At 66.5% G+C, this 23,104-nt stretch carries 26 protein-coding genes and 1 riboswitch; of the genes, 15 read left to right on the forward strand and 11 right to left on the reverse strand.

What is annotated here, in order from left to right:
- Window positions 1-234: 234 nt before the first annotated feature.
- A complete protein-coding gene (locus HF886_RS01720; protein WP_169619590.1) occupies window positions 235-888 on the forward strand; it encodes a hypothetical protein in 654 nt (217 codons plus the stop codon).
- Window positions 889-898: 10 nt separating this feature from the next.
- Here HF886_RS01720 and HF886_RS01725 read toward each other — a convergent pair whose 3' ends face one another.
- The 4 genes from HF886_RS01725 to HF886_RS01740 form a co-directional block, all read right to left on the reverse strand.
- Window positions 899-2,281 carry a DUF2252 domain-containing protein gene (locus tag HF886_RS01725; RefSeq protein ID WP_346765290.1) on the reverse strand — a complete coding sequence of 461 codons (1,383 nt, stop codon included), beginning with the start codon at window positions 2,279-2,281 and terminating at the stop codon, window positions 899-901.
- A gap of 60 nt (window positions 2,282-2,341) precedes the next feature.
- Entirely contained in the window at window positions 2,342-2,896 is a 555-nt protein-coding gene (locus HF886_RS01730) for a potassium channel family protein (protein WP_296550608.1), read from the reverse strand.
- A 62-nt stretch (window positions 2,897-2,958) separates the two neighbouring features.
- Window positions 2,959-3,780, reverse strand: a complete 822-nt coding sequence (locus tag HF886_RS01735) for a class II glutamine amidotransferase (protein WP_169619588.1) — start codon at window positions 3,778-3,780, stop codon at window positions 2,959-2,961.
- Between the two features lie 115 nt (window positions 3,781-3,895).
- On the reverse strand, window positions 3,896-4,474 hold the full coding sequence (locus HF886_RS01740; protein WP_169651367.1) for a TerD family protein: 579 nt from the start codon (window positions 4,472-4,474) through the stop codon (window positions 3,896-3,898).
- Between the two features lie 153 nt (window positions 4,475-4,627).
- On the opposite strand from HF886_RS01740, the gene HF886_RS21325 reads away from it, so the two are divergent.
- Window positions 4,628-5,284, forward strand: coding sequence for a (2Fe-2S)-binding protein (locus HF886_RS21325; RefSeq protein WP_346765274.1), 657 nt, complete (start codon window positions 4,628-4,630; stop codon window positions 5,282-5,284).
- 74 nt (window positions 5,285-5,358) lie between these two features.
- On the opposite strand, the gene HF886_RS01750 is transcribed toward HF886_RS21325, so the two are convergent.
- The gene (locus tag HF886_RS01750; protein ID WP_169619117.1) at window positions 5,359-6,108 is read right to left on the reverse strand and encodes an IclR family transcriptional regulator C-terminal domain-containing protein; all 750 of its coding nucleotides are present in this window, start codon (window positions 6,106-6,108) and stop codon (window positions 5,359-5,361) included.
- Entirely contained in the window at window positions 6,105-7,622 is a 1,518-nt protein-coding gene (locus HF886_RS01755) for an APC family permease (RefSeq protein WP_169651369.1), read from the reverse strand. Before HF886_RS01755 ends, HF886_RS01750 begins: the two co-directional genes overlap by 4 nt.
- A 289-nt stretch (window positions 7,623-7,911) precedes the next feature.
- On the opposite strand from HF886_RS01755, the gene HF886_RS01760 reads away from it, so the two are divergent.
- From HF886_RS01760 to tatA, 3 genes are read left to right on the forward strand one after another with little or no spacing between them, the layout of a single operon-like run.
- The gene (locus HF886_RS01760; protein WP_169619587.1) at window positions 7,912-9,489 is read left to right on the forward strand and encodes a flavin monoamine oxidase family protein; all 1,578 of its coding nucleotides are present in this window, start codon (window positions 7,912-7,914) and stop codon (window positions 9,487-9,489) included.
- A gap of 25 nt (window positions 9,490-9,514) precedes the next feature.
- On the forward strand, window positions 9,515-10,189 hold the full coding sequence (locus tag HF886_RS01765; protein ID WP_169651370.1) for a Rid family hydrolase: 675 nt from the start codon (window positions 9,515-9,517) through the stop codon (window positions 10,187-10,189).
- Window positions 10,189-10,380 carry a Sec-independent protein translocase subunit TatA gene (gene tatA, locus HF886_RS01770; protein ID WP_169651371.1) on the forward strand — a complete coding sequence of 64 codons (192 nt, stop codon included), beginning with the start codon at window positions 10,189-10,191 and terminating at the stop codon, window positions 10,378-10,380. Before HF886_RS01765 ends, tatA begins: the two co-directional genes overlap by 1 nt.
- 39 nt (window positions 10,381-10,419) lie before the next feature.
- Here the strand turns inward: tatA and HF886_RS01775 are convergent, their stop codons facing one another.
- Window positions 10,420-11,298 carry an SDR family oxidoreductase gene (locus tag HF886_RS01775; protein ID WP_169651582.1) on the reverse strand — a complete coding sequence of 293 codons (879 nt, stop codon included), beginning with the start codon at window positions 11,296-11,298 and terminating at the stop codon, window positions 10,420-10,422.
- Between the two features lie 142 nt (window positions 11,299-11,440).
- Here HF886_RS01775 and HF886_RS01780 point away from each other — a divergent pair, with 142 nt between their 5' ends.
- Window positions 11,441-11,632, forward strand: coding sequence for a hypothetical protein (locus HF886_RS01780; protein WP_169651372.1), 192 nt, complete (start codon window positions 11,441-11,443; stop codon window positions 11,630-11,632).
- Window positions 11,633-11,685: 53 nt separating this feature from the next.
- Here the strand turns inward: HF886_RS01780 and HF886_RS01785 are convergent, their stop codons facing one another.
- The gene (locus HF886_RS01785) at window positions 11,686-12,489 is read right to left on the reverse strand and encodes an SDR family oxidoreductase (RefSeq protein WP_169651373.1); all 804 of its coding nucleotides are present in this window, start codon (window positions 12,487-12,489) and stop codon (window positions 11,686-11,688) included.
- A gap of 182 nt (window positions 12,490-12,671) precedes the next feature.
- Between HF886_RS01785 and HF886_RS01790 the strand changes: the two genes are divergently transcribed.
- Window positions 12,672-13,547: a class II glutamine amidotransferase gene (locus HF886_RS01790; RefSeq protein WP_169651374.1), complete on the forward strand. Its 876-nt coding sequence runs from the start codon at window positions 12,672-12,674 to the stop codon at window positions 13,545-13,547.
- Between the two features lie 38 nt (window positions 13,548-13,585).
- Here the strand turns inward: HF886_RS01790 and HF886_RS01795 are convergent, their stop codons facing one another.
- Entirely contained in the window at window positions 13,586-14,044 is a 459-nt protein-coding gene (locus HF886_RS01795) for a MarR family transcriptional regulator (protein WP_169619103.1), read from the reverse strand.
- A 69-nt stretch (window positions 14,045-14,113) separates the two neighbouring features.
- Here HF886_RS01795 and HF886_RS01800 point away from each other — a divergent pair, with 69 nt between their 5' ends.
- Entirely contained in the window at window positions 14,114-14,698 is a 585-nt protein-coding gene (locus tag HF886_RS01800; RefSeq protein ID WP_169651375.1) for a maleylpyruvate isomerase family mycothiol-dependent enzyme, read from the forward strand.
- Here HF886_RS01800 and HF886_RS01805 read toward each other — a convergent pair.
- Entirely contained in the window at window positions 14,679-15,254 is a 576-nt protein-coding gene (locus tag HF886_RS01805) for a TetR/AcrR family transcriptional regulator (protein ID WP_169619100.1), read from the reverse strand. The two genes, HF886_RS01800 and HF886_RS01805, sit on opposite strands and share 20 nt — an antisense overlap.
- A 9-nt stretch (window positions 15,255-15,263) precedes the next feature.
- A complete protein-coding gene (locus HF886_RS01810) occupies window positions 15,264-16,730 on the reverse strand; it encodes an MFS transporter (protein ID WP_169651376.1) in 1,467 nt (488 codons plus the stop codon).
- 189 nt (window positions 16,731-16,919) lie between these two features.
- Here HF886_RS01810 and HF886_RS01815 point away from each other — a divergent pair, with 189 nt between their 5' ends.
- The 7 genes from HF886_RS01815 (at window position 16,920) to HF886_RS01845 (ending at window position 23,099) form a co-directional block, all read left to right on the forward strand.
- A complete protein-coding gene (locus tag HF886_RS01815) occupies window positions 16,920-17,474 on the forward strand; it encodes a hypothetical protein (RefSeq protein ID WP_169651377.1) in 555 nt (184 codons plus the stop codon).
- A 190-nt stretch (window positions 17,475-17,664) separates the two neighbouring features.
- Complete coding sequence (locus HF886_RS01820; RefSeq protein WP_169651378.1) at window positions 17,665-18,369, forward strand: DUF899 family protein; 705 nt, start codon at window positions 17,665-17,667, stop codon at window positions 18,367-18,369.
- A 174-nt stretch (window positions 18,370-18,543) separates the two neighbouring features.
- Window positions 18,544-18,725: riboswitch (cobalamin riboswitch) on the forward strand.
- A 95-nt stretch (window positions 18,726-18,820) separates the two neighbouring features.
- Window positions 18,821-19,966: an ABC transporter substrate-binding protein gene (locus HF886_RS01825; RefSeq protein WP_240954832.1), complete on the forward strand. Its 1,146-nt coding sequence runs from the start codon at window positions 18,821-18,823 to the stop codon at window positions 19,964-19,966.
- Window positions 19,967-20,040: 74 nt separating this feature from the next.
- The gene (locus HF886_RS01830; RefSeq protein ID WP_169619585.1) at window positions 20,041-21,066 is read left to right on the forward strand and encodes an iron ABC transporter permease; all 1,026 of its coding nucleotides are present in this window, start codon (window positions 20,041-20,043) and stop codon (window positions 21,064-21,066) included.
- On the forward strand, window positions 21,063-21,902 hold the full coding sequence (locus HF886_RS01835) for an ABC transporter ATP-binding protein (RefSeq protein ID WP_169619090.1): 840 nt from the start codon (window positions 21,063-21,065) through the stop codon (window positions 21,900-21,902). The genes HF886_RS01830 and HF886_RS01835 overlap by 4 nt, the downstream gene beginning before the upstream one ends.
- Window positions 21,895-22,542 (forward strand): (2Fe-2S)-binding protein, encoded by a 648-nt coding sequence (locus HF886_RS21330; protein WP_346765275.1) that lies wholly within the window; start codon window positions 21,895-21,897, stop codon window positions 22,540-22,542. The genes HF886_RS01835 and HF886_RS21330 overlap by 8 nt, the downstream gene beginning before the upstream one ends.
- On the forward strand, window positions 22,539-23,099 hold the full coding sequence (locus HF886_RS01845) for a hypothetical protein (protein ID WP_169619086.1): 561 nt from the start codon (window positions 22,539-22,541) through the stop codon (window positions 23,097-23,099). Before HF886_RS21330 ends, HF886_RS01845 begins: the two co-directional genes overlap by 4 nt.
- The last annotated feature ends 5 nt before the right edge of the window (window positions 23,100-23,104 follow it).

The following is a 23,104-nucleotide window of genomic DNA, read 5'->3' on the forward strand; positions in this document are numbered from 1 at the left end:
CTCGCCTGCAGGGTCCTGCCCTGGAACCGGACAGCAGCCGGGACCACAGTGTAGTCCACCCTGCCACGGCCTCCGGCTCCGGCACCGGTATCGGCACGATCCGGGTGGCAGCTGCAGGAGGACTCGCGGCACCGCCGCGCGTCCCACCCCCGCCCGGCGCCTTCCGATTAGAGTGAACCGAAGCCTGCAACCGTACGAACCCGACATTCGCGAGGAGTTCTGTTGACCCCGGTAGTGTTCAGATGTGGCGAGGTACCCCTGCCGCTGACTCTCACCCCGGAGACGACGCTGTCCGCTCCCGCGCTTCCGGAGAAGGACGATTTCGAGGATGTCCTCGCCCAAGCGGACTCGGTGGACAACCCCCGGCTGATCGTCGTCGGAGACGATGCCGCATTCGCCGCGACATTGACCCGGCTGATGCGCCTCGATCGGCTCGACGACATCGAACTCGCGTACGTACCCGAGTCGCGCACTCCGGCCACCGAGGCATACGGCCTGCGCAGCGGCTCGAAAGCGGCCACCATCGCATTGCGCGGTGAGGCGAAGCCGATTCCGCTGATCCGGGACGACGCCGGCATCGCGCTCGTCGGCCGGGCGCTCGTGTGTGGCGACGAGTCCGGTCTCGTCGGGGAGGCCTACGTCGACGACACCCGCCTGTTCTCCGGCACGGTGCCCGGTATCCGGGTCGAGCCCACACCGGCGATGCCGGGACTGCGCGCCGCAATCGACCGGCCGCGCTGGTTCGGCGGTTACAAGTGGCTGACGGGACGGGCGATGCAACTGGGTTCGCCCGCCGCGACCGTCACCCGCGACGGGGTCGCGAATCCCCGCCCGCTCAAACGCTCCACCTTTTACCGGCACGACAAGAACTGGCTCCTGGTGCGCTGAGCCGTCGCGCTCACATACCGGTGCGCGCGGCGATTCGACCCGAGTCGATCGCGGCGACCAGCTCCTGGTGATCGCGGACGTTCCTCTCCGCATAGGTCTTCGCGAACCCCGCAATCGCTTCGTCGAATTCGTTGCCCGATCCCAGATAGGACGCCATCGCGATGCGGTCTCCCCCGCGCGCGTGGCCGTACGCGAGGACGCGGGCGCACAGCCGTCCGTACAGCTCCATACCTCTCGGCGTCATCGCCTCCACCACCGCGGACCCCTTGCCGTCGCGCAACTGCCGGACGTAGAAGTCACGCCGGACACCGTCGACTCCGGGACCCTGCTGCCATCCGAGAAAGATGTCACTCGCGGCCTGCATGAGCCGTTGGCCGTGCACCACCCGCTCACCTTCGTTCTCGTACTGCGGCCCGTCGACGTACCCGGCAAGTACGGACCGCTGCGCTTCCTTGGCCTGCAGCACCAGCGGATCGTCGTCCCTCCCCCGCATCAGGACGATCCATGCCCGGGTGCCCACGCTGCCGACACCGACGACTTTCCGCGCGGCCTGGACGAATTCGAACTGCGCGAGCAGGGTGCGGCGATCGGATTGGAGTGTGGAGGCGTATTCGCGCAGTCGCCGATGCAGTTCGTCGTAGAGCTGCGTGGCATCGGCATCGGCGAACACTTCTTCGATCGGCACGATCAGAGGTGGCCGGCTGGTGATCGTGCGGCGCCCGTCCACGACGGAGGTCAGTTTTCCGGCCGCGTGCACGCTGTCGCTGTGTACCGACTTCTCGAGCAACTTCCGAACACGTTTTTTCATGGACGAATCGAGTTCGTCGCGGAGTTCGACCAGTTCGGTGGTCGGCTGGATCCGCGAGTACCAGACCGCGAGGTTCCCCCGCTCGGCCTGCTCGAGCATCGTTTCCCGATACTCGGACGCGCAGGCAGTGGTGATGCGCCGCCGCTGCCTCCGGGTGAAGTCGTTGTCCTTCGCTGCGATCGCGAGACTGGCCGCGAGTCGTTTGACATCCCATTCGAACGGCCCGGGGTAGGTCTCGTCGAAGTCGTTGACGTCGAACGCCAATTTCCGTTCGGGCGTGGCGAAGATGCCGAAATTGGACAGGTGCGCGTCGCCGCAGAGTTGGGTGATCAGCCCGCTCGACGGGGTCCGCGACAGATCGTCCGCCATGACGAGCGCGGCACCGCGGTAGAACGCGAACGGCGACGACGCCATGCGACCGTGCCGGATGGGGACCAACTGGGGCACCCTGGTCTCGGCTTGCGCCAAGAGCAGATCGATCGGGGAACGGCCGGGATCGGCGCCGCATTCGGCGAGCGAGTCGAGGGGCGTCGAGCGTCGTGCGTGCTTCCCCTTGGCTCTCCGTGCTCGGGGATCGAGAGACACCTGGGTGTGCGTCGGAATGTCGGGTTCGGCCACGATTTCCATTCCTTTCGGGTGGCGGTCCTACCCACCCGGGGAAGTGCCGGGAGGGTTCTGACGCTGCTGCCGACGCCACTGCACCACGCCGGTCAGCACGCGGATCCCGACGGCAAGGAACACCAGATTGGCGACGATCTGGAGGGATACGACCGCTCTCGTCGAATCGGTGGTGGCCACGATGTCGCCGAATCCGACCGTGGCGAACACGGTGAGACAGAAATAGAGTGCGTCGACCCGCGAGAGCACCTCACTGAATCCCTGCGCGTTCGCAGCGGACAGCAGGTAGTAGAACGCGGCGTAACCGACCAGGTACAACGCAACAGTGGCAGCGGCCGCTTCGACGGCCTGCACCGCCGGGTAGTGCGACGCCAGTACCTTCTTGACCTGCCAGACCGCCACCGTACCCACCGCGAGAACCCCCACGACCAGGAGGAACACCGCCCCCAGGTCTCCGATACCGTCGAGCGGTGCGAGGAAGTAGACGGTCAGCAGCACAACGGCTGTCAGCAACGGCCGCACACCGGCCGACCACAACAACCTGCGGGTGGACCGGCCTCCGGTCGGTAGCGGGCCGCTCACGCGCCGCCTCCGACCCCGGTGTCACGGGTTGCCGACGCGGACACGATGTCGCCCCGCGCTGTCTACGTCGCACCCAGTGGAACGAACGGAACGATGTCGTCGCGGCCTTCGCGGACGATCGCCGCGGAACCTTCGGGCATTTCGTTCCATGCACCCGGCAAGTCCCGTATAGGTTCGGACACAACCAATCTCGCCGTCATACCGAAACGCTGGAGTGCCTCGACCTCCGGATGCAGCGAGCGCAATCGCGAGATCTCGGTGGAGTAGAACAGCGAACGTGTTTTTCCTTCGCTCGAGTAGCGGAACGCCCACACCGTGACGCCGTCCGTGGTGGCGGCGCTCATCTGCACCGGAGCGTCGATGCCGTATTGCCGGGCGAGGTGCTCGACCAGGCCCACTGCCCGCCCCACCGCGCCGAGGGGGTCTTCCCGGAGGCCGAACGTCAAGGCCAGAAAGAAGAGCACTTCCGAGTCGGTGGACCCTTCGATGTACGGGTAGAGATCCGGTTCGATGGCGAACACCAGATCCCGTTTCATCCGCTCGAATCCTTCGATGCATCCGTTGTGCATCCACAGCCAGTTCTCGTGCCGGAAGGGGTGGCTGTTGCTCCGCTGGACGGCGCTCCCGGTCGACGCCCGGATATGGGCGAACAGCAGGTGGGTGCTCACCTGCGACGCGACTTCACGAAGATTCTCGTCGTTCCACGCCGGATCGATGCCCTTGAACACCGCGGGCGTTTCGCCCAGGCCGTACCAGCCGACACCGAAACCGTCACCGTTGGTGGTTGTGGCGCCGAGATGCGAGTGCAGGCTCTGATCGATCAGCGAATGCTCCGGCTTGAACAACAAATCCTCGGCGAGAATCGGATCGCCGGAGTAGGCCATCCATCTACACATCACACCAGTGTCGCACCGGGAGTCCGCCTGTACGAGGTGATCGCGGCAGATCGGGCGGCGGCGCCGCGGGCCAGGTCACGAGCCCGCGGCGCGCGCCTTCGGATCAGCCGATGCTGACACCGTAGTCGCGGGCGATTCCCGCGAGGCCGGACGCGTAGCCCTGGCCGATCGCGCGGAACTTCCATTCGGTGCCGCGCCGGTACAGTTCACCGAAGACCATCGCGGTCTCCGACGACGCGTCCTCGCTCAGGTCGTAGCGCGCGAGTTCGCGATCGTCGGAGCGGTCGACCACGCGGATGAACGCGTTGCGCACCTGACCGAACGACTGCCCGCGCGCGTCGGCGTCGTGAATCGATACCGGGAAGACGATGGACTGCACCTCGGCGGGCACTGCGACGAGGTCGACGTTGATCGACTCGTCGTCACCCTCTCCCTCGCCGGTCAGGTTGTCGCCGGTGTGCTCGACCGATCCGTCGGGCGAACGCAGGTTGTTGTAGAAGACGAAGTGTTGGTCCGAGAGCACCTTGCCGTTCGCACCCGTGACGAGAGCGCTGGCGTCGAGGTCGAAATCGGCGCCGGTCGTAGCCCGGACGTCCCAGCCGAGACCGACCGTCACCGCAGTGAGGTTCGGAGCCTCCTTCGACAACGAGACATTTCCGCCCTTGTCCAAACTCACACCCATGCCGGTCCTTTCGATCGGTTGTCGTGAGACCCACGATAGTCGGCCCGCCGAAGCGGGCGATTCGGCGTGCTCGCGCCGTGCTACGTTGCCGACGTCGCACGACGGCACGAGCGAGCCGGGCGGATGGAGAAGACGAACGAGAGCAGGAGTGCCGTGGCCCAGGAGAATGCGACATCGGGCGCGACCGGGGTGCTCGAACGGATCGCGGCACTCAGTCCCTTCTTCGCGGTCGGGACCGGAGAAGTGCCCGGCGGCCGATGGCAACCCACCATCGCACTGCGTGAGCGCACGACCCGTGACCACCTCGTGACCGCTACGGCCGAGCAGATGAGCACCGACGAGATGCGGGTGGCCGCTTCGACGGTGTTCTTCGCTTACGCCGCACGCGTGTGGTCGATCGCGATCGGGTCCGTCACTCTCTCCGGGCGTTGTATCGGCCTCGACCCGGACCAGCTGCTGTGGCGGTCCGACGGTGGCACCCTCCTGTTGCACGTGGCCGAGCCGCGGTTCGGTGACTCCGTTGCCGTCGAGGTGCTCGACCGGCAACTCGAGCCGATCATCGAGGCGTGGCGCGATGTGGTGGCACCCGGGCTGATGTGGGGTAACGCGGCCTCGGCTCTGATCGGTGCAGGACGAATGATCGGCGACGCTGCACTGCCGCAGCTCGATGCGCTTCTGGACGACCCCCGGTTGATCGGCAGCATCGACCGAGCGACAGGAAGGCGTCGTAGCTGCTGCCTGTTCTACCGCACCGCCAACGGAGGCGTGTGCGGCGATTGCCCCTTTCCCACCCCGCCCGCTGGTCCGTGAATCCGTCGTTCTGACAAGCATTTCCGCTCGGTACGCCCGCACGGTTCGTGTGCCGGATCGGACGGAAACCTCGGTTACGAGACCGAAGTCGACCCGCGTAGGACAGAAGCGTAGGAGCGCAAGAGATCCCGGATCTCCGGATCGTTCACGCTGAGCCGTCCGGTGCGCCCGATGGCGGTCAGCGCTCCGGTGAGCCGATGGTCGTTAGTGCGCACCGGGACCGCGAGCGCTGACCGGCCGATGCGGCTCTCGTCGACCTCGGACGCGGCATCTTCGTCACGTACACGTTCCAGTTCCGCCCTCAGTTCGGCTGGTTCGGTCTTGGTGCATTCGGTGATCCGGCGGAGCGGGCCGGGCCCGATCAGTTCGGGCCGCTGAACGAGCAGCAGTTTTCCGATCGCCGACGCGTGCAGGTGCGTCGTCCAGGTCGACTCGCCGGACAGTTCGTGGTCGGGGTCTCGGTCGACGAGGCGGACCCGGCCACCCGTGTAGGACACCAGGTAGACGCCGTACCGGAGCTGTGCCCGCAACTCCTCGAGGACAGGACCCGGATCGATGTCCACATGGGGCGCCGGTGCGGCGGCAGCGAGTTCGCGGGTACGCCGCCCGAGCGCGAAACCCGACAGGTCTTCGACCCGAACAAGGTAACCGTCTGCCACGAGGAGATTGAGCAGACGGTAGGCAGTCGCGGGCGGGATCGCTGTCAGCGCCGCGACGTCACGAGCCGATGCGCCGGCACCCAGGGTTGCAACGGCTTCGAGGAGGGCGAGCGCACGCTGAACGGCCCGGGGTTCGTGCCCACCCTGCCCGGCCCGGACGCTCACCGCCGTACCGCGTTCGGATGATCGGATCCGACGAGGGCGACGCGGCCGCGGCCGGTCTCGGCGAAGGCGCCGGCCCCGGGAAGCACATCCTTCGATTCGGGGCTGTCGAACACGCCGATGTCGGCGAGGGTCGCCGGTCGCGTTCGTCGCAGGTGCCGGTACCACAGGACCGGAACCGCGAGCACGACGAGCAACGCCGTCAGAGCGCCGAACCGGCCGTCCAGCGCGTGGCCGATCACGATGTACCCGGTGACCACCCCACCGAGAGTCGCAGCGACGCGACATGTCCAGGTGATTGCCGGCGTCGACTCCTGGATACGAGCGAGGAACACCACCGCCGCGACCGCGACCAGGACGTACGCGAACAGAAGAACGACGCGCAGCGTGACACCGGCCCAGTCGGGCACCTCACCCCGGACCGCGAGGACCGTCGCACCGATCGCGAGACAGGACACCGCGGAGACGAGCGCAACCCAGGGTGTGCGGAGTCTCCGGTGTACCGAGCCCAGCCCAGCCGGCAGAACGCCTTCGACCCCCATCGAATACAGCAGCCTGGACGCGGCGTTGGAGGACGCCATCGCCGACGCGAGCCACGAGCAGGCCATCCCGAGGTGCAGCAAGGCCACCACCACCGGACTGACTCCTGTCGAGGTGCCGTACAGATAAGCCCCCACGAGGGTGTCGGCGTGGCCGCTCCACGCGGCCCAACCGGCGAATACGAACAGCGCTCCACACAGTGCCGGTGTGGCGATCACGGTGCGGGTTACGGTGATCATCGGACGGCGCGCCTCGGGCGCGACGAACGTCGCGCTCTCGAATCCTGCGAGGGCGAAGAGCGCGGACAGAACTACAGGAAGCAGAAGACCGGTCCCGGCTCCCGGAAAAGGCTGCACCGGCACCGATTCCGCACCGGGCATCACCATCAGGCCGACGATGAAAATCAAGGAACAGGATTCGATCACAAGGATCGCCAGCGCCGCGAACCGGACACCACGCAACAACGCCGCAAGGATCGCCGCGGCGATCAGGAGATACACCACGGCGGTCGCCGGCCCCCGGATGCCGATGCCGCACTGTGCGGCGATCGCGATCACCGCGTGCCCTCCGTGGTACAGCGTCAGCGCACCGCTCCCGAGATACTTCACCGCCATCGCGATGCCCGTCGTCAGAGCCGCACGTGGGCCCAGACCTTTTGCGACGAACGCGTACAGCCCGCCCGAAGCAACCATGCGGCGGGTGAACAGCGCTGTGCAACAAGCAATCAGAGTGACCAGCACAGTTGCAGCCACCACGGCGATCAGACCGGACATCAGCGCGTGGTGGGTGAGCATCGCGGCGGGCAGCAGGACCATCGATGCCGCCGGGGCGGTCGTCGCGACCGATTGAGCGAGCACCTCCCATCCCGACAGTTGCCTGCGCCCCAAAGCTCGCAGTGGCGACACTGCCGGGCGTTCCGGTTCCCGGTGCGCGAACGACCGTGCGATCGCATCGGCCAGCGCAGACGTTTCGGTCATGATGCCTCCCCACCCGCCGGCGTGCTCGTGCCGGCCGCGCAGACCGTACGCGCATCGTGTTACCCCACGGTTTCTTCGGCAAGTCGTATGAGGTCTTCCGAGTGAGAGGGATTGCTCGCGACGTTTCTCACTCGCCGCTGCCGAACCGTTTCTTCGCCGTATCCGGCGGGAAGCACACCGCCTCCACGATTGCTCCGAACGACGGCGCGGGCACAGGACGTCCGCGGCCTGGAGCAGACGTCGTGAGCGCGATGGGAGCCATGAAGTGAGTGTCACCAGAAGATCATTCATGCGGGGCCTCGGCATGACCGGAGGCGTCGGACTCGCCTACGGGGCGATGTCGACCATAGGTCTCGCCCCCGCGGCAGCCACCTCACCGAACAGGTTCCAGCCTCCCGCGATGGGCGACCTCATCGGCAAGGCCCCGGGAAAGCAGTCGGTCGTCGTGCTCGGCGGCGGTCCCGCAGGTCTGTGCGCTGCGTACGAACTCCGTAAGGGCGGCTACGACGTCACGGTACTCGAGGCTCGCACCCGGCCGGGCGGACGCGTCTACTCGGTGCGCGGCGGCACCACGGAAACCGAGATCGGCGGAGACACTCAGACCTGCACCTTCGCCGACGGCCATTACTACAACCTCGGGGCCACCCGCATCCCGCAGAGCCACATCACCCTCGATTACTGCCACGAACTCGGCGTCGAGGTCCAACCGTTCGGCAATCAGAATGCGAACACGCTCGTCCATTACAGTAGTGACACCGCTATCTCGGGACAGTCGGTCCAGTACCGCGCCGCGAAGGCGGACACCTACGGCTACATGTCCGAACTCCTCCACAAAGCCGCGTCGAGGGGTGCGCTCGACGACGTCCTCTCCCCCGACGACAAGGAGGCGTTGTCGGAGTTCCTCAGCGACTTCGGTGACCTCTCCAGCGACGGCCGTTACCTCGGCTCCACCCGACGCGGCTACTCGGGCGAACCCGGTGCCGGCCTGAACTTCGGCACCGAGACCGAACCGTTCCCGATGAGCGACGTCATCCGGTCCGGCCTCGGCCGCAACTTCAGCTTCGAGTTCGGCTACGACCAGGCGACGACGATGATGACCCCCGTCGGCGGTATGGACCGGATCTACTACGCCTTGCGGGACAAGATCGGTACCGACCGGATCCACTTCGGTGCCGAAGTGACCTCGATGAAGAACGTTCCCGACGGCGTCGCCGTGACCTACACGCAGGACGGCGCACGGAAGTCGATCACCGCCGACTACTGCATCTGCACCGTTCCGCCGAATCTGGTCGGCCGTTTCGACAACAACTTGCCCGCGGAAGTACTCAAAGCGCTGTCCGCCGCCGTTCCCGCCTCGGCCGGCAAGCTCGGCATCGAATACACCCGGCGCTGGTGGGAAACGGAAGACCGCATCTACGGCGGCGCTTCGAACACGGACAAGGACATCACCCAGATCATGTTCCCGTACGACCACTACGGCTCGGACCGAGGAGTCGTCGTCGGGTACTACACCAGCGGACGGCGGCACCTCGCGTTCGAATCCCTCACTCACAAGCAGCGTCTGGACAAAGCCGTGGCAGAGGGCATGTCGATCCACGGCGAGAAATACGGCCGGGACATCGCCTCGTCCTTCTCGGGTAGCTGGCGTCGCATGAAGTACTCGGAAGGCGCCTGGACGAACTGGAAGGGCGCCGGTGACTCGCACGGGGGTGCCGCCACCCCCGAGTACGAACTGTTGCTCGAACCCGTTGACCGCATCTACTTCGCAGGGGACCACCTCTCCAACGCAATCGCCTGGCAGCACGGCGCCTTCACCTCTGCCCGCGATGTCGTCACGGCGCTGCACCAGCGCGTCGCCGCAGCCTGACCACCTTCGATCTCCAGGAGCACTCATGAAGCGCACCACCCTCCGCGCCGCGGCGTTGGCCGCGAGCCTGGCCACCACCACCGCCATCCTGACTTCCTGCTCGTCCGACGACGACCCCGGCGCGCCACCCAGCGAGACGACTGCCGTGGCGCAGGCGGTTCTCGAGCCCGGCGAGGCGAACCCGATGATCGCGCAGGGCGTGACGATCAGTTCCGGTGCGAGGGTATACAAATCCAGCGGTCTGGGGCCGACTGCGGCGAATACGGCAGCACCTCAGGGCACCCCGGAGTCGTACATCGACTCACAGTTCGCCGACGGTGAGCTGCCCGACGGTGTCACCGTAACCGAAGCCCAAGGGATCAACGTCCTCAAGAACATTCGCGCGAACCTCGAAGCGCAGGGACTGACTCTTGCCGATGTCACCACCATGCGGGTGTTCCTCGACAACGCGCCCGGCACCGACAGAGCGGACTACGCCGGCTGGAACCGCGCCTATCGTCAGTTCTTCGCGAACACGAATCTCGACACCGGGGACACCGAACTGGTGCCCCTGGGAACCGCAGAGCCGGCCGCACCGCTCGAACGCAATGCCGCACGGCCCACGCGGTTTGCGCTGGAGGTCGGCAGCCTTCCCGTTCCGGGGTGGCTCGTCGAGGTCGAGGTCGACGCGGTGTACCCGGCGGACGGGGTGGCGGGCTGATGGGCGCGATGAGCCCGGCTCATTGGGCGGTCGTCGCGGTGGTCCTGCTCGTTCTGTTCGGATCGAAGAAGCTCCCCGAAGCTGCGCGAGGGCTGGGGAGATCACTTCGGATCCTGAAGTCCGAGGTCGGCGAGATGCACGCCGACGATTCTCGGCCGGCATCGACCGACACTTCGAGCATCACGGGATAGGCAGCAGGTACCCCGGCCACACCCCGGGGTACCTGCTCGTCAGGTGAACGGCACCCCGCCGGTGACCGCGATGGTCTCCCCGGTGATGTAACTCGAGTCCTGCGAGGCGAGGAACACGTACGCGGGAGCGAGTTCCGCCGGCTGTCCGGGACGGCCGAGTGGCACATCCTTACCGAACTGCTCGTACGCGTCCTTGGGCATGGTCGCAGGGATCAACGGCGTCCAGATAGGGCCGGGTGCAACAGCATTGACACGAATACCCTTACTCGCGACGTCTGCGGCAAGTCCTTTCGTGAAGTCGACGATGCCGGCCTTCGTGGTGGCGTAGTCGAGCAGACCAGGTGAGGGGTTCACCGCCTGGATCGAGGTGGTGTTGACGATCGTCGATCCCGGCTCCATCCGGGCCACTGCGAATTTCGACAACCAGAACAGGGCATAGAGATTCGTCTTCATGACGCGATCGAACCGGTCCGTGGTCATGTCGGCGATCCCACCGGGTACCAGGTGCTGGTAGGCAGCGTTGTTAACCAGGATGTCGATCCCACCGAACTCCGAAACGGTCGTGGCGACGAGGTGTCGGCAGAAGTCTTCTTCCCGGACGTCCCCGGGCACGAGCACGGCGCTCCGTCCCGCCGCTTCGACGAGTTCGGCAGTCCGCCTGCCGTCCTCGCCCTCTTCCGGGAGATGGCAGAGGACGACGTCTGCTCCTTCCCGCGCGAAGGCGAGCGCCACGGCGCGCCCGATACCGGAATCACCACCGGTGATCAGTGCACGCCGGTCGAGAAGTTTTCCGGAGCCCCGATACGTCAGTTCGCCGTGGTCCGGAGCGGTGACGAGTTCGCCGGTCGCGCCGGGGTAGGCGATCTCGGGTTGTTGCTCCAACGGGGGAACAGGGTGTTGCTCTCCGGGGTGTTGCATCCGGTTCTGGGCCTCGTCGGACACGGTTGCCTCCCTCGGTCGTCGGCCTGTGTTTCCCGGTACCCCGCCGGGAGGTCTTCCACACCGGCGGTTGAGCGCCACCGATATGGGTATCCCGACCGGAACGTCGCAACGGAGGAGCATGTCAGTGGCCGACCACAAAGACCCCGAAACCACGTCGACCGAACACGGGAGCGAGGATGCGGCTCCCGATGTCGTGTCCGACCCCGCGCGCTCCACCGAGGGCGAGTCCACCGAGTGGACCACCGAAGGTGGTGCTACGCCTGCGGGTCCGGCCACCGAGACGGAGAACTCCGAGGAGGAGAATTCGTAAGCGCGGGACTCGCCGACCGCCGTCGGCCCGGTGCCTCACGGGTCGCCATCGGCTCAGCGATCGACGAGCGACCCCATTTTCTTCGCCACCATGTCGATCGTGCGGCGCGGCATGATCCGCGAGAGCAGGTCGATCATCGAGGCGTCCTTGCCGATACACATACGGAACGTGCCCTTTTCGATCGCGTTCGCGATGCGCAGCGCCGCCTCGGCGGACGAGGTGATCTTCGCAGCGCCCGCATCGGTGTCGCGGCCCGGAATGGACGCCCCCGAATTCTCGGCGATGCCGGTGCGGATCGCGCCGGGGAAGACGAGCGTCACGGCGACGTTCGTGGTGCGGAGTTCCGCATACAGCCCTTCGGTCAGAAGCTTCACTGCGGCCTTGCTGGCGCCGTACACGGACTGACCCGGCACCGGTGCGAGACCGCCCATGCTGGAGACGTTGAGCAGACTGGCCTCCGGACGCTTCGTGAGTTCGGGAAGAAACGCCTTGCACATATGCACGACGCCCCAGTAGTTGACATCCATCACCTTCGACATCTCGTCGTACGACAGTTCGGCGAACGGCACGAAATGCTGGATGATCCCGGCGACGTTCGCGATGCCGTCCACCTGTCCGTGAGCGGCAACGACCTCGCCGACGAGCGCCTCGACGGCGCTGCGATCCGACACGTCCACCGTGTGGGTTGTCAGCCGGTCACCGGCGGCGGGCGCCAGTGCCCGCGTACCGTCGAGCGCCTCACTGCGAAGGTCGACGGCTGCGACCCGCGCTCCGCGTACGAGAAGCTCGAGGACGACGTCGCGCCCGATTCCGTTGCCGCCGCCGGTGACGACGAATACCTTGTCGCGTATACGCATTTGCTCCCTTTCGTTTTCCTCACGGTAGCCCCGATCGGGAAGTCTCGTCGTCCGCGCGAGGGCGGTCCGGGCAGATCGCCCATCCCGGGCACAACCCGGTTTCGGGTGTGGAACCGGTGCGGAGCGCCCTCGGGCGTGGTCATACTGGTGATGACCCGGCCTCGATCGAGAGGACGACGGCAATGTGCCGATTGTTCGGGATGTCCGCAGCCCCCCATCGAGTGCACGCCACGTTCTGGCTCCTCGACGCCGAAGACAGCCTCGCCGAGCAGAGTCGGCGAATGCCCGACGGAACCGGTTTGGGGACCTTCTCTGCCGACGGCACTCCGCTGCTCGAGAAGCAACCGATCGCGGCATACGAGGACCGTCGGTTCGCGCTCGAAGCCAGGGAGCGGGAGTCCCGGACCTTCGTCGCCCACGTCCGGTACGCGACCACGGGAGGCACCGTCCTCGCGAACACCCATCCGTTCGAACAGAACGGCAGGTTGTTCGCCCACAACGGGGTGATCGAAGACCTTCCGCTGCTGGAAGCCGAACTCGGCGACTACCGCACTCTCGTGCACGGCGATACGGATTCGGAGCGATTCTTCGCGCTGATCACCCGCCACATCGACGAGCAGGGCGGTGATGTCGGTGCCGGAATCGCGGCGGCCGTCGGATGGGTCGCCGACCGGCTGAGAATACTGTCGCTGAACTTCGTGCTCGTGACCGCCGAGGAGTTGTGGGCGTTCCGTTACCCGGACACCCACGACCTCATGGTCCTGCAGCGGCGTTCCGGCGGGCCGAGCGGAGGCCGTCATCTCGAGCACGCGAGTGCCGCCGGAACGGTGCGTGCTCGCTCGGGCGATCTGTCCAGCCGGCCGGCCGTTGTGGTGGCCACGGAGCGGATGGACGAGGACCCGGACTGGGAGTCGCTGGCGTCGGGAGAACTTCTTCATGTCGGACCTCGTCACGAGGTGTCACGAACGATGATCGCGGAGCACGAACCGCGTCACCGGTTGACGCTCGAGGATCTCACGGGCCGCGCCAGGGCCGCCCAGGCTCCCAGCGCACCGTGACGGTGCCGTCACCGCGATTCGTCTCGCCGACCGGTGCGTCACCGATTTCGGAGGTCGGTGATCTCGCGGAGATCCGTCAGGATCTCGCGCAGTTGCGCCGTTCGGCGTGCACCGAGGTGGACGGCCCATTCCGCCTCGACGTCGGCCACGACACGCGCGGCGGCCTCGACGGCGCGGCGTCCCCGCTCGGTGATCTGTACGAGTTTTGCGCGGGCATCTCGCGGATCGGGCGCCCTCATGACATAACCCGCCCGTTCGAGTCCGTCTACGAGAAAGCCGGCGGTCTGCTTCGTGATCTGCGCGGCGACCGCAAGATCGGTGATCCTCGAGCCTTCCGGGTGCAGTCGCTGGAACACTCGCGCCTGAGCAAGCGACAGATCGTCGAAGCCGTCCTCCCGAAGGACTTCGAGGACGCGATTCTCGAGCGCCCGGTACGGAATGAACAGCAGCAGACCTAGATTGACGCCGGGTGCTCTTACGGCTGTTTCTTCGTTCATCGAATCCCTTGACGCATCGTTCCGGCAGACGCACAATAGTACGAGAATCTTACCAATTCGAGGTGTGCCATGGACGCCGAACAATATTGGACAATCATCGCCGCCGAACGCCGCGCCACCGCGGATCTCCTCGCGACTCTCACCGAAGAACAATGGCGTACACCGTCACTCGCTGAGGGGTGGCTCGTCCGGGACGTCGCAGCACATCTGGCACTGGCATCGCAGCCACCCTCCGTGCCGGCACTCCTCCGCGACCTGTTGCGCGCGTGGGGCAGTTTCGACCGGATGAACCACGACACGGCCGTGCGCTACGCCGAGACACGCAGAAATTCCCAGCTCGCCGACGAGTTGCACGACAACGCCGAGTCGCGTCGGCTCCCCGCACCGACCAACTACAAGAACACCCTCGTCGACGTACTCGTACACGAACAGGACATCGCGAGACCACTCGGAATCGACCGCCCGATGCCGCTCGATGCGGCGCGTGCCGGTGCCGACCACGTCTGGTCGATGGGTTTTCCGTACCGTGCGCAGCGAAAACTTCGGGGCTACAGGCTCGTTGCCACCGACGTCGATTGGGCTGCCGGCGCGGGCGAAGAGGTGCGCGAGCCCATCTCGCTACTGTTGCTGCACCTCACCGGCCGGAATCTATGACTTGCTGGATGAGTCCGCCGTAGGTCTCGATGAGTTCCTCGTTCCCGACGTCATCCGCTGTGAGCACCTCGAAGGTGCGCAGCCCACCGGCGAGTCCGAGCAGGAGCGTCACGATGATCCGCGAACGCACCAAGCCTTCCGACTGCTCACCGATCGTTGCCGCGATCCGCGGCACGACACGCGTCACCATCTTCTGCCGGGCGATCTCCGGGTCGGGTGCCTCTTGAACGAGAAATGGTGCCATGGCCCAGAATTCGTAGTCTCCCGTGTCTCGTCGCTCGACGAGGGCACGCACCATCCGGCAACCGATCGACTCGTCCGGGCGCTCGATATCGGCTAGACCCGGCGCGTCGGGCGCAGCGGCCTGGAACAGTTGGGCCTTGCTGCCGGTCAGTTTCATCACGAGGGCGGGCGATACGCCCGCAGCCTCGGCGACATCTCTGATCGTGGTTCCGCTGAAACCACGTTCGGCGAACAACGTTCTGGCGGCATCGAGGATGATCTCGCGGGTGCTCGGTTCACCCACGTCGGCACCCGGCCCGAGGAACTCCGGCATGCGCGGGCGTCATGATCCGGCCGGTGCCGTCACCGCGGTCGTCGTCGCCGGGCCCACCGGGGAAGGCTGCGCGGGTCGCTGTTTCGGAAGGAACATGGCAGCCAGCGTAGCCAAGAACGTGGCGGCGCCCGCGATCGCGAACATCGCGACGATGGCCCCGTGCGCGGGGAACGCGCGTCCCCCCAGTTCGACCGTCAACCCGGTCAGGAGCGCGGCGACGACCGCGCTCATGCTCGACGCTCCGATCGTGCGGAGCAGACTGTTGAGCCCGTTGGCGGCGGCCGTCTCTGTGAGCGGAACGGCTGCCATGATCAACGCGGGCATCGTCGCGTAGGCCATCGCGTTGCCGATGCTGACGAAAACGGCACCGACGATGATGAGGACGACGGTGTCGTCGAACGCGATGCGGAACGCGTAGGACGCCGTCATGACGAGTGTCGCGGTGATGAGGGTGGCACGCCCGCCGAACCGAGAGGCCACTCGTGCCGACAGCGGCGAGAAGAGCAGCATGGCGATACCTCCCGGCACCATGCACAGCCCGGCCGCTGCCGCACTGAGCCCGAACCCGAAGCCGGTGATCTCGGGGAGCTGCAGTTGCTGGGTAGTCGAAAGAGTGTTCGCGTAAGCGGCGAATCCGACGAACAGCCCAGCGATGTTGGTCAGCAGCACCGTCCTGCGCATGGACACGCGGAGGTCGACCATCGGTGCGGGGACCCGCAATTCGTACGGCACCCAGACGGCGAGGACGAGGACGGCAACGACCAGGCTCGCGACGGTCTGCGGGCTCGACCAACCCCACGCGGGCCCTTTCGAGATTCCGAGGAGCAGCGCAGTCAGCGCGGCGGACAGCAGCAGCGCTCCGACGATGTCGAATCGCCCCCGGGTGCCGGTGGCGCTTGCCGGGACGACGAGCAGAATCCCCAGCAGGAGCAGACATCCGGCGGCTGCAGAGACCCAGAAAACCGACGACCAGCCGAAACTGTCGTAGAGCACACCTGCGGTGGGCAGGCCCAGCGCGCCCCCGATCCCCATCGTGGCGCTAGTGAGCGCCACGGCGCCGGCGACTTTCTCCCGCGGGAGCACATCACGGAGCACAGCCATCGCCACCGGGATGAGCGCGGACGAGAATCCCTGCAGGGCACGGCCGATCAGGACTGCGAGAAAGGTTCCGCCGAGCGCTGCGATCAATGATCCGACGACCATCATCGACAGCGCCAGCACCATCATTCGGCGCTTGCCGAACATGTCGGCCAGCCGAGAGACGATCGGTGTGGCCACAGCTCCGGTCAGCAAGGTGATGGTGACCAGCCAGGTGGCGTCCCCGGCGGACACGTCGAGAAGCTCTGGGAAGTCCGGCAACAACGGAATGACCAGCGTGGTCTGTAATGCGGCAACCAGTCCTGCCAGGCTCAGCAGCGCGGTGATCGTGCCGCTCGAGGCGGGCTGTCTGCGTGCCTCGTTTTCCGCACTTCGCATTCCGTTCTCCTCCCTCCGGGGTGAACGTTGTTCACCCCGCAAGAGTGAACGGTGTTCACCCCTCGCATGTCAACTCGGGAGCACTGACAACCCAGGATCCGAACGCCCGATAGCGGCGCCCGTCACAACAACGGAGTAATACTGTAATCACAGCAAATCTGCACGTCGATGCGTCCGAGGAGGACGATCATGCGACATCACCACATGAATTCACCCGGCTTCGGGCGACCAGGCGGCTGGCAGCAGGCACATGTGCCCGACGCGGGGGACGCCACCGAATGGTTCGCCGGACGACTGCCCGACGACTGGTTCACCGGTCCCGCCACCGTCGAGGTCGACCGCGAGGAGATCACCGTGATCGGGGAACTTCCCGCACCCGACGACACATCGGCCGCTGCCGTAGACGGCCGCATCTCCCGCTTCCGCGAAAGCACCCGCCCCGACCGAATGCGTATCGCCGACGAAGCCGAGGCCCGCTACGGGCGCAAGGTCGCCTGGGGAGTCACGGTCGGTGAACGCCACGTCCTGTTCACCCACCTCGCAGTCCCGGTGATGACGCGGCTGAGGCAGCCCGAACGGAAGGTACTGGACACGCTCGTCGACGCGGGCGTCGCCCGGTCTCGCGCCGACGCTCTGAAGTGGGCGGTCCGGCTCGCCGGGCAGCACTCGGAGGAGTGGCTCACCGAACTGCGTGAGGCGATGAAAAAGGTCGACGATCTCCGATCCGAGGGTCCTCAGATCTGACGATCCACTCGCTACATCACGCGACGACGCGACGACGCGACGACGCGACGACGCGACGACGCGACGAGCGAGACAAGCGGATTCGCTATGTCCGTTAACCATCCATCGGCCGAGGCGAAACGAGCGCGATGACTTCCGGGTGGCTGCCGGGTCACAACTGCAGACCAGATCCATCGACCTCGGAGGCATCATGACCCAGCAAACCTCGAGCGCCCTACCCCCGGTCGTCGACCGGCAGACCTGGCAGACCGCGCTGGACGACTTACGCAGACGCGAAAAGGCCGCCACCCGCGAACTCGACGCCATCGCCGCGCAGCGGCGCAGACTCCCGATGGTCGAACTGCCCGACTACACACTGATCGGACCGGACGGTCCGATCCGGCTGGCCGACGTGTTCGACGGCCGCTCACAACTGATCGTCTACAACCACATGTGGTCCGACGGCGAGGAATGGCAGTGCGGTGGCTGCACCGGCCTCACCTCGCAGTGGACCCGGCTGGGCATCCTCGACAACTACGACGCCGGCTTCGTCATCGTCACCAACGGGCCCATCGGCGAAGCTCTGGCATACAAGGCGAAGACCGGCAACATGATGGACTGGTACTCGTCTTCGGAGAGTTCGTTCGGAGCGGACGTCGACGCACCGCCCGGGGGTGGCTTCGCGGTCAACGTGTTCCTCCGCGACGGAGACACGGTCTACCGCACCTGGCACACCACCGGCCGCGGCACCGAACAGCTCAGCTACACCTTCCCCTTGGTCGACATCCTGCCGTGGGGACGCCAGGAAGAATGGCAGGATTCTCCCGAGGGCTGGCCGCAATCGCCCACCTACTCGGGATGGCTCGACTCCCCCGACATCGCCCGCCTCTACGGTCCGAACGGCGACATCCGATGACATCCGGGTAGAGACGTGGGGGTCGTCGCGCGTTCGAGGCCGTGCGACGAGAGAGCGACCTGAGCCCGAACCGGTGATCTCGGAGAGTTGCAACCGAGATTCCGAGGAGCAGTGCGGTCAGCGCCGTGAGTTCCGATAGTCGGCGGGCGCAGGCCCACATTTTCGTAGTCGCAAGGTGTGTTAAATTGCCGACGTCATTACGACGACGAACGAGGAAGCCGGTGTGAGTCCGGCGCGGTCCCGCCACTGTAATCGGGGAGCAGACCTCCATTTCGGCCGCGATCCGTCAGGGTCGTAAGGCGGAGGCGAGCGACGATCCGAGAGCCAGGAGACTCCCGTTGTCGTACCTCACTGTCCGGGGCGGATTTCCCCGAGAGAGGGCGTCTTCGCCATGCGCTCACGCGCGGTTTTCCCTGGAGTTCTCCTCACTGTTGCCGTAGTGGGCCTGACCATGAGCGGGTGTTCGTCCGCCACCGGCAGCTCGATCGGCGCCGATACCGGCGCCGACGCGGGGTGCATCACGGACTTCGATGCAACGGTCGACTACTTCCCGGCCAAGTCGGAGATCACCGACGCGGAGAACTTCTCGCTCACCTACGAGAACAGCTACCAGATCCTCACCGTCGTCGAACCGTTCTCCGGCGCCGAACCCGAGTCGTACGTGCTGGTCAAGTGCGGTGCGCCTGCTCCGGAGCTCTCGGGTGAGCTGGCCGACGCGCAGCAGATCACGGTGCCCATCACGAGCCTGTACTCGGCGTCGACCACCCATCTGCCCCTCGTGACGGAACTCGGAGTCCTCGACACTCTCACCGGCGTCTCCAGCGGCTCTTTCGTCTCCGACGCCGCCGCGCGCGATCGCATCGCCTCCGGGGACGTCGTCGAGTACGCAGCGGGCGGCACCGTCGACACCGAGGCCGTGGTCCTGGCCGCACCTGATGTCCTGATGACCGGCGGTTCGGACGACCCCGCGTACACGCAGTTGCGGGAGTCCGGCATCGGCGTGGTCGCGAACGCCGAGTGGCTCGAGGCCACACCGCTGGGCCGCGCCGAATGGATCAAAGTCATGGCGGCGCTGACCGGCACCGAAGAGCGGGCCGCCGAGGTGTACGGCGACATCCGTACGCGTTACCTCGATGTGGCGGAGAAGGCCGCCGCCGCGGACCCCGCTCCGGTACTTCTCGGCGGGATGTCCCAGGGCACTTGGTACATGTCCTCGGGCGGCAGTTTCATGGGCAAGTTCTTCGGCGATGCCGGTGCACAGTGGCCGTGGGACGACGTCACCACCACGGGATCCCTGCCCCTCGACTTCGAGTCGGTGATTGCCCAGGCCTCGGACGCGCCGACGTGGCTGGTCGTCAACAGCTGGACCTCCATCGCCGATGCCCTGGCCGACGACGAGCGCTACGGAAGTCTCGCCGCGATCGGGACGGGCGAGGTATGGAACGCGAACAAGGCCACGAACGAGACCGGCGGTAACGACTTCTACGAACGCGGTGTGCTCCGCCCCGACCTGATCCTGTCCGATCTGGTGGCAATCCTGCACCCCGAAATCCTGCCGGATCACGAGTTCACGTTCTACCGGCAACTGCCGGCGTGACAACCACGCTCGACCCGGCACCCCGGACGCAGGACGGCGTCACGTCGCCTCCTCTTCGCACCGGGCGCGTCGCGGTGGCGCTCGCTGCGTTGGCCGCGGCGCTCGCCCTCGCCGTCGTGTTGTCGGTGACCCTGGGGTCGGTGACCGTGCCCATCGGCGAGACCCTTCGTATCCTCACGGGCCAGGACGCGTCCGATCCCCGATGGGGCACAGTGGTCCGCGATTTGCGCCTGCCCCGCACGATCACCGCGATCGTGGTGGGTGCCGCGTTGGGCATCGCGGGCCTGCAGATGCAGACGCTGTTCCGCAATGCGCTCGCCGACCCCTACATCCTCGGTGCCAGTTCCGGCGCGAGTCTCGGCGTCGCGCTCGTCGTGGTGGCCGGCGGTGGAGGTGCGAGCGGGTTCACCGCGAATCTCGCCGGACTCGGGCGGGCCGGCGTGGTCATCGCCGCCGCACTCGGGGCCGCAGCGGTGCTCATGCTGATCATGCTGTTGTCGCGGTGGGTGCGTTCGGCGGTCACGCTCCTCCTGATCGGGGTCATGCTCGGTTCGGCGACCACCGCGGTGGTCTCGGTCCTGCTCGTCTATGCCGATCCCCAACGCAGCCAACAGTTCCTCGTGTGGGGTCTGGGCAGTTTCACCGCGACCACGTGGTCCGATCTGGCGTTGCTGGTCCCGATCGTCCTGACCGGAATCGCCGCCGCGCTTCTCACGGTGCGTGCCCTCAACGCGTTGCTGCTCGGCGAGGGGTACGCCCGCTCCATGGGTATCGACATCCGCGCCGTGCGCCTGACGACGGTCGTCTCGGCAGCACTGCTCGCCGGTGCCACCACCGCGTTCTGCGGGCCGATCGGATTCCTCGGACTCATCGTCCCGCATCTGGCCCGCATGGCATTCGGAACTTCCGACCACCGCGTCCTGCTGCCCGGCGTCGCCCTACTGGGCGCGGTGGTCGCACTCGTCTGCGGGCTGGTGAGCCAGATGCCCGGCACGGACACGGTGTTCCCACTCAATGCCGTTACCGCCCTGGTCGGTGCGCCGGTCGTCATCACCGTCCTCGTGCGCAGCCGTCGCGGGGCGTTGGGATCCGCGCTGTGACCCGAACCGACGTATCCACGGCCGATCCCAACGGCATCGAATTACGTGATGTGACAATTGGTTACAACCGCCGGTGCGCTCTTCGCCGACGGAGTGTCACCACCGTCGCGACCGGTCTCGACGCTGTCGCGCGACGCGGCGAACTCACCGCTCTGGTGGGCCCCAACGGGGCCGGTAAATCCACGCTCCTTCGTACGCTGTGCGGACTGCAACCGGTGCTGCACGGACAGGTCCTGATCGACGGCGACGACCTGTCGTCGGTCCGGCCCGCCGACCTCGCCACCCGCATCTCGGTGGTGCTCACCGAGCGCATCGACCCCGGCCTACTCACCGTGCGGGAACTCGTCGCACTCGGTCGCACCCCACATCTGCCCGCGAGCGCCCGGCTCTCCCCCGAGGACCGGGCCGTGGTGGATTGGGCACTCGACGCCGTCGGGGCGACACACCTGGCCGCACGACAGTTCACCGAACTGTCCGACGGCCAGCGGCAACGGTCCCTCACCGCCCGCGCACTCGCGCAACAACCGTCGCTGCTCGTCCTCGACGAGCCGACGTCGTTCCTCGATGTACCGTCCCGGGTCGAACTCGTCGACGTTCTGGGCCGCCTCGCCCGGGAGCAGAACCTTGCCGTGATCATGTCCACCCACGAACTCGAACTCGCGTTGCGAGTGTCGGACCGGATGTGGTTGCTCGACGCCGATCGGACGCTGACGTGCGACACCCCGGCGGCCCTCGCGGAATCCGGACGGATCGGGGCGGCATTCGACCGCGGACGCATGCGATTCGATCCGCAGACACTGGTCTTCGATCTCACGGGGGATGACAGCCGTGCCTGACCCAACAGAAGTGCTCGAGGAAATCGCCACGCAGAGTCCGTATTTCGCGGTCGGCACCGGACCGGCGCCCGGCCCCTGGCAGCCCACGACCGCCCTGCGCGAGTGCGCAATACGGGACGCGCTCGTGTCCACGACGGCCGACCGGATGGTTACGAGCGAGCCGCGGGTCGCCGCCTCGACCGTGTTCTTCGGGTACGCCGCGAGGATGTGGTCCGTCGCGCTCGGATCGGTGACGACGTCGGGTCGATGCATCCGGCTCGATCCGGGGATGTTGCTGTGGCGGACGGACGGCGGCATGCAGTTGCACCTCGCCGATCCACGCTTCGGTGGTTCCGTCGCGGCCGAGGTCCTCGATGCCCAACTCGAACCGCTCATCGAGGCGTGGGCGGATGTCGTGGCCCCGGGCCTCATGTGGGGCAATACCGCGTCGGCGTTGATCGGCGCGGGTCGCGTGCTCGGGCCCGCGGCAACGCCGTACGTCGAAGCCCTGCTGGGCGACCCGCGGCTCCGCACCGCACTCGATCGGTCCACGCATCGTCGTCGCAGCTGCTGCTTGTTCTATCGCACCCCGAACGGCGGCGTGTGCGGCGACTGTCCTTTTCCCACCCCTCCTGCCATGTCCTCGAAGGAGAGATCGTGACGTCCACTTTCAGCCCTGAGATCCTCGAAACCGAAGACGGCGGACGCGAGCAGCGTTGGGCGCTGCCCGTCGACGAGGACAGCCTTCTCCGCCTGATCCGGATGCTGTTCGACGAGTATTGGAACGACATGTGGTTCGGTCTCCTCATCGAAGGTTCGGCGCTCGAGGTTGCGGCTCCCAATGCGCCGAAAAAGATTTCGATGTACGACGGGTACGCGACGGTCGACTTCGGGCGGTGGCATTTTCATCTGTGCATCGGTGAGCACACCGCGAGCGGACCGGAACTCGGCCGTATCCGTCGTTGCAGCCGCGCCGAGCTTTATCGCCGGATCGGCGCGGACGACACCGTCTCGTCGTGGGGCCTGCGCCTGTTCAACGGTCGCGACGAGCAGATGATGACCGTCATGCTTCCCACGCCGTTCCTCACCAACACTCAGCGCCTCACGGACGAACCCGTGTGGGAGCACCTCGAGGCGTGGGATCGGATTCGGGCCGAGCTCCTCGGACTCGAACCCGATCCCCGCGACCGCAGCGGCCAAGGTTTCCGTCACTCCTGATCGAC

Origin of the sequence: Rhodococcus sp. 105337 (assembly GCF_012844225.1) — a bacterium.
Classification (GTDB): Bacteria; Actinomycetota; Actinomycetes; order Mycobacteriales; family Mycobacteriaceae; genus Rhodococcus.

Coding starts and splice junctions, on each gene's coding strand:
- HF886_RS01735 (WP_169619588.1), bottom strand. CDS start 3,780: ATGGCCTACTCCGGCGATCCGATTCTCGCCGAGGATTTGTTGTTCAAG.
- HF886_RS01740 (WP_169651367.1), bottom strand. CDS start 4,474: ATGGGTGTGAGTTTGGACAAGGGCGGAAATGTCTCGTTGTCGAAGGAG.
- HF886_RS01755 (WP_169651369.1), bottom strand. CDS start 7,622: ATGACCGAAACGTCTGCGCTGGCCGATGCGATCGCACGGTCGTTCGCG.
- HF886_RS01760 (WP_169619587.1), top strand. CDS start 7,912: ATGCGGGGCCTCGGCATGACCGGAGGCGTCGGACTCGCCTACGGGGCG.
- HF886_RS01765 (WP_169651370.1), top strand. CDS start 9,515: ATGAAGCGCACCACCCTCCGCGCCGCGGCGTTGGCCGCGAGCCTGGCC.
- tatA (WP_169651371.1), top strand. CDS start 10,189: ATGGGCGCGATGAGCCCGGCTCATTGGGCGGTCGTCGCGGTGGTCCTG.
- HF886_RS01775 (WP_169651582.1), bottom strand. CDS start 11,298: ATGCAACACCCCGGAGAGCAACACCCTGTTCCCCCGTTGGAGCAACAA.
- HF886_RS01780 (WP_169651372.1), top strand. CDS start 11,441: ATGTCAGTGGCCGACCACAAAGACCCCGAAACCACGTCGACCGAACAC.
- HF886_RS01785 (WP_169651373.1), bottom strand. CDS start 12,489: ATGCGTATACGCGACAAGGTATTCGTCGTCACCGGCGGCGGCAACGGA.
- HF886_RS01790 (WP_169651374.1), top strand. CDS start 12,672: ATGTGCCGATTGTTCGGGATGTCCGCAGCCCCCCATCGAGTGCACGCC.
- HF886_RS01795 (WP_169619103.1), bottom strand. CDS start 14,044: ATGAACGAAGAAACAGCCGTAAGAGCACCCGGCGTCAATCTAGGTCTG.
- HF886_RS01800 (WP_169651375.1), top strand. CDS start 14,114: ATGGACGCCGAACAATATTGGACAATCATCGCCGCCGAACGCCGCGCC.
- HF886_RS01805 (WP_169619100.1), bottom strand. CDS start 15,254: ATGCCGGAGTTCCTCGGGCCGGGTGCCGACGTGGGTGAACCGAGCACC.
- HF886_RS01810 (WP_169651376.1), bottom strand. CDS start 16,730: ATGCGAAGTGCGGAAAACGAGGCACGCAGACAGCCCGCCTCGAGCGGC.
- HF886_RS01815 (WP_169651377.1), top strand. CDS start 16,920: ATGCGACATCACCACATGAATTCACCCGGCTTCGGGCGACCAGGCGGC.
- HF886_RS01820 (WP_169651378.1), top strand. CDS start 17,665: ATGACCCAGCAAACCTCGAGCGCCCTACCCCCGGTCGTCGACCGGCAG.
- HF886_RS01825 (WP_240954832.1), top strand. CDS start 18,821: ATGAGCGGGTGTTCGTCCGCCACCGGCAGCTCGATCGGCGCCGATACC.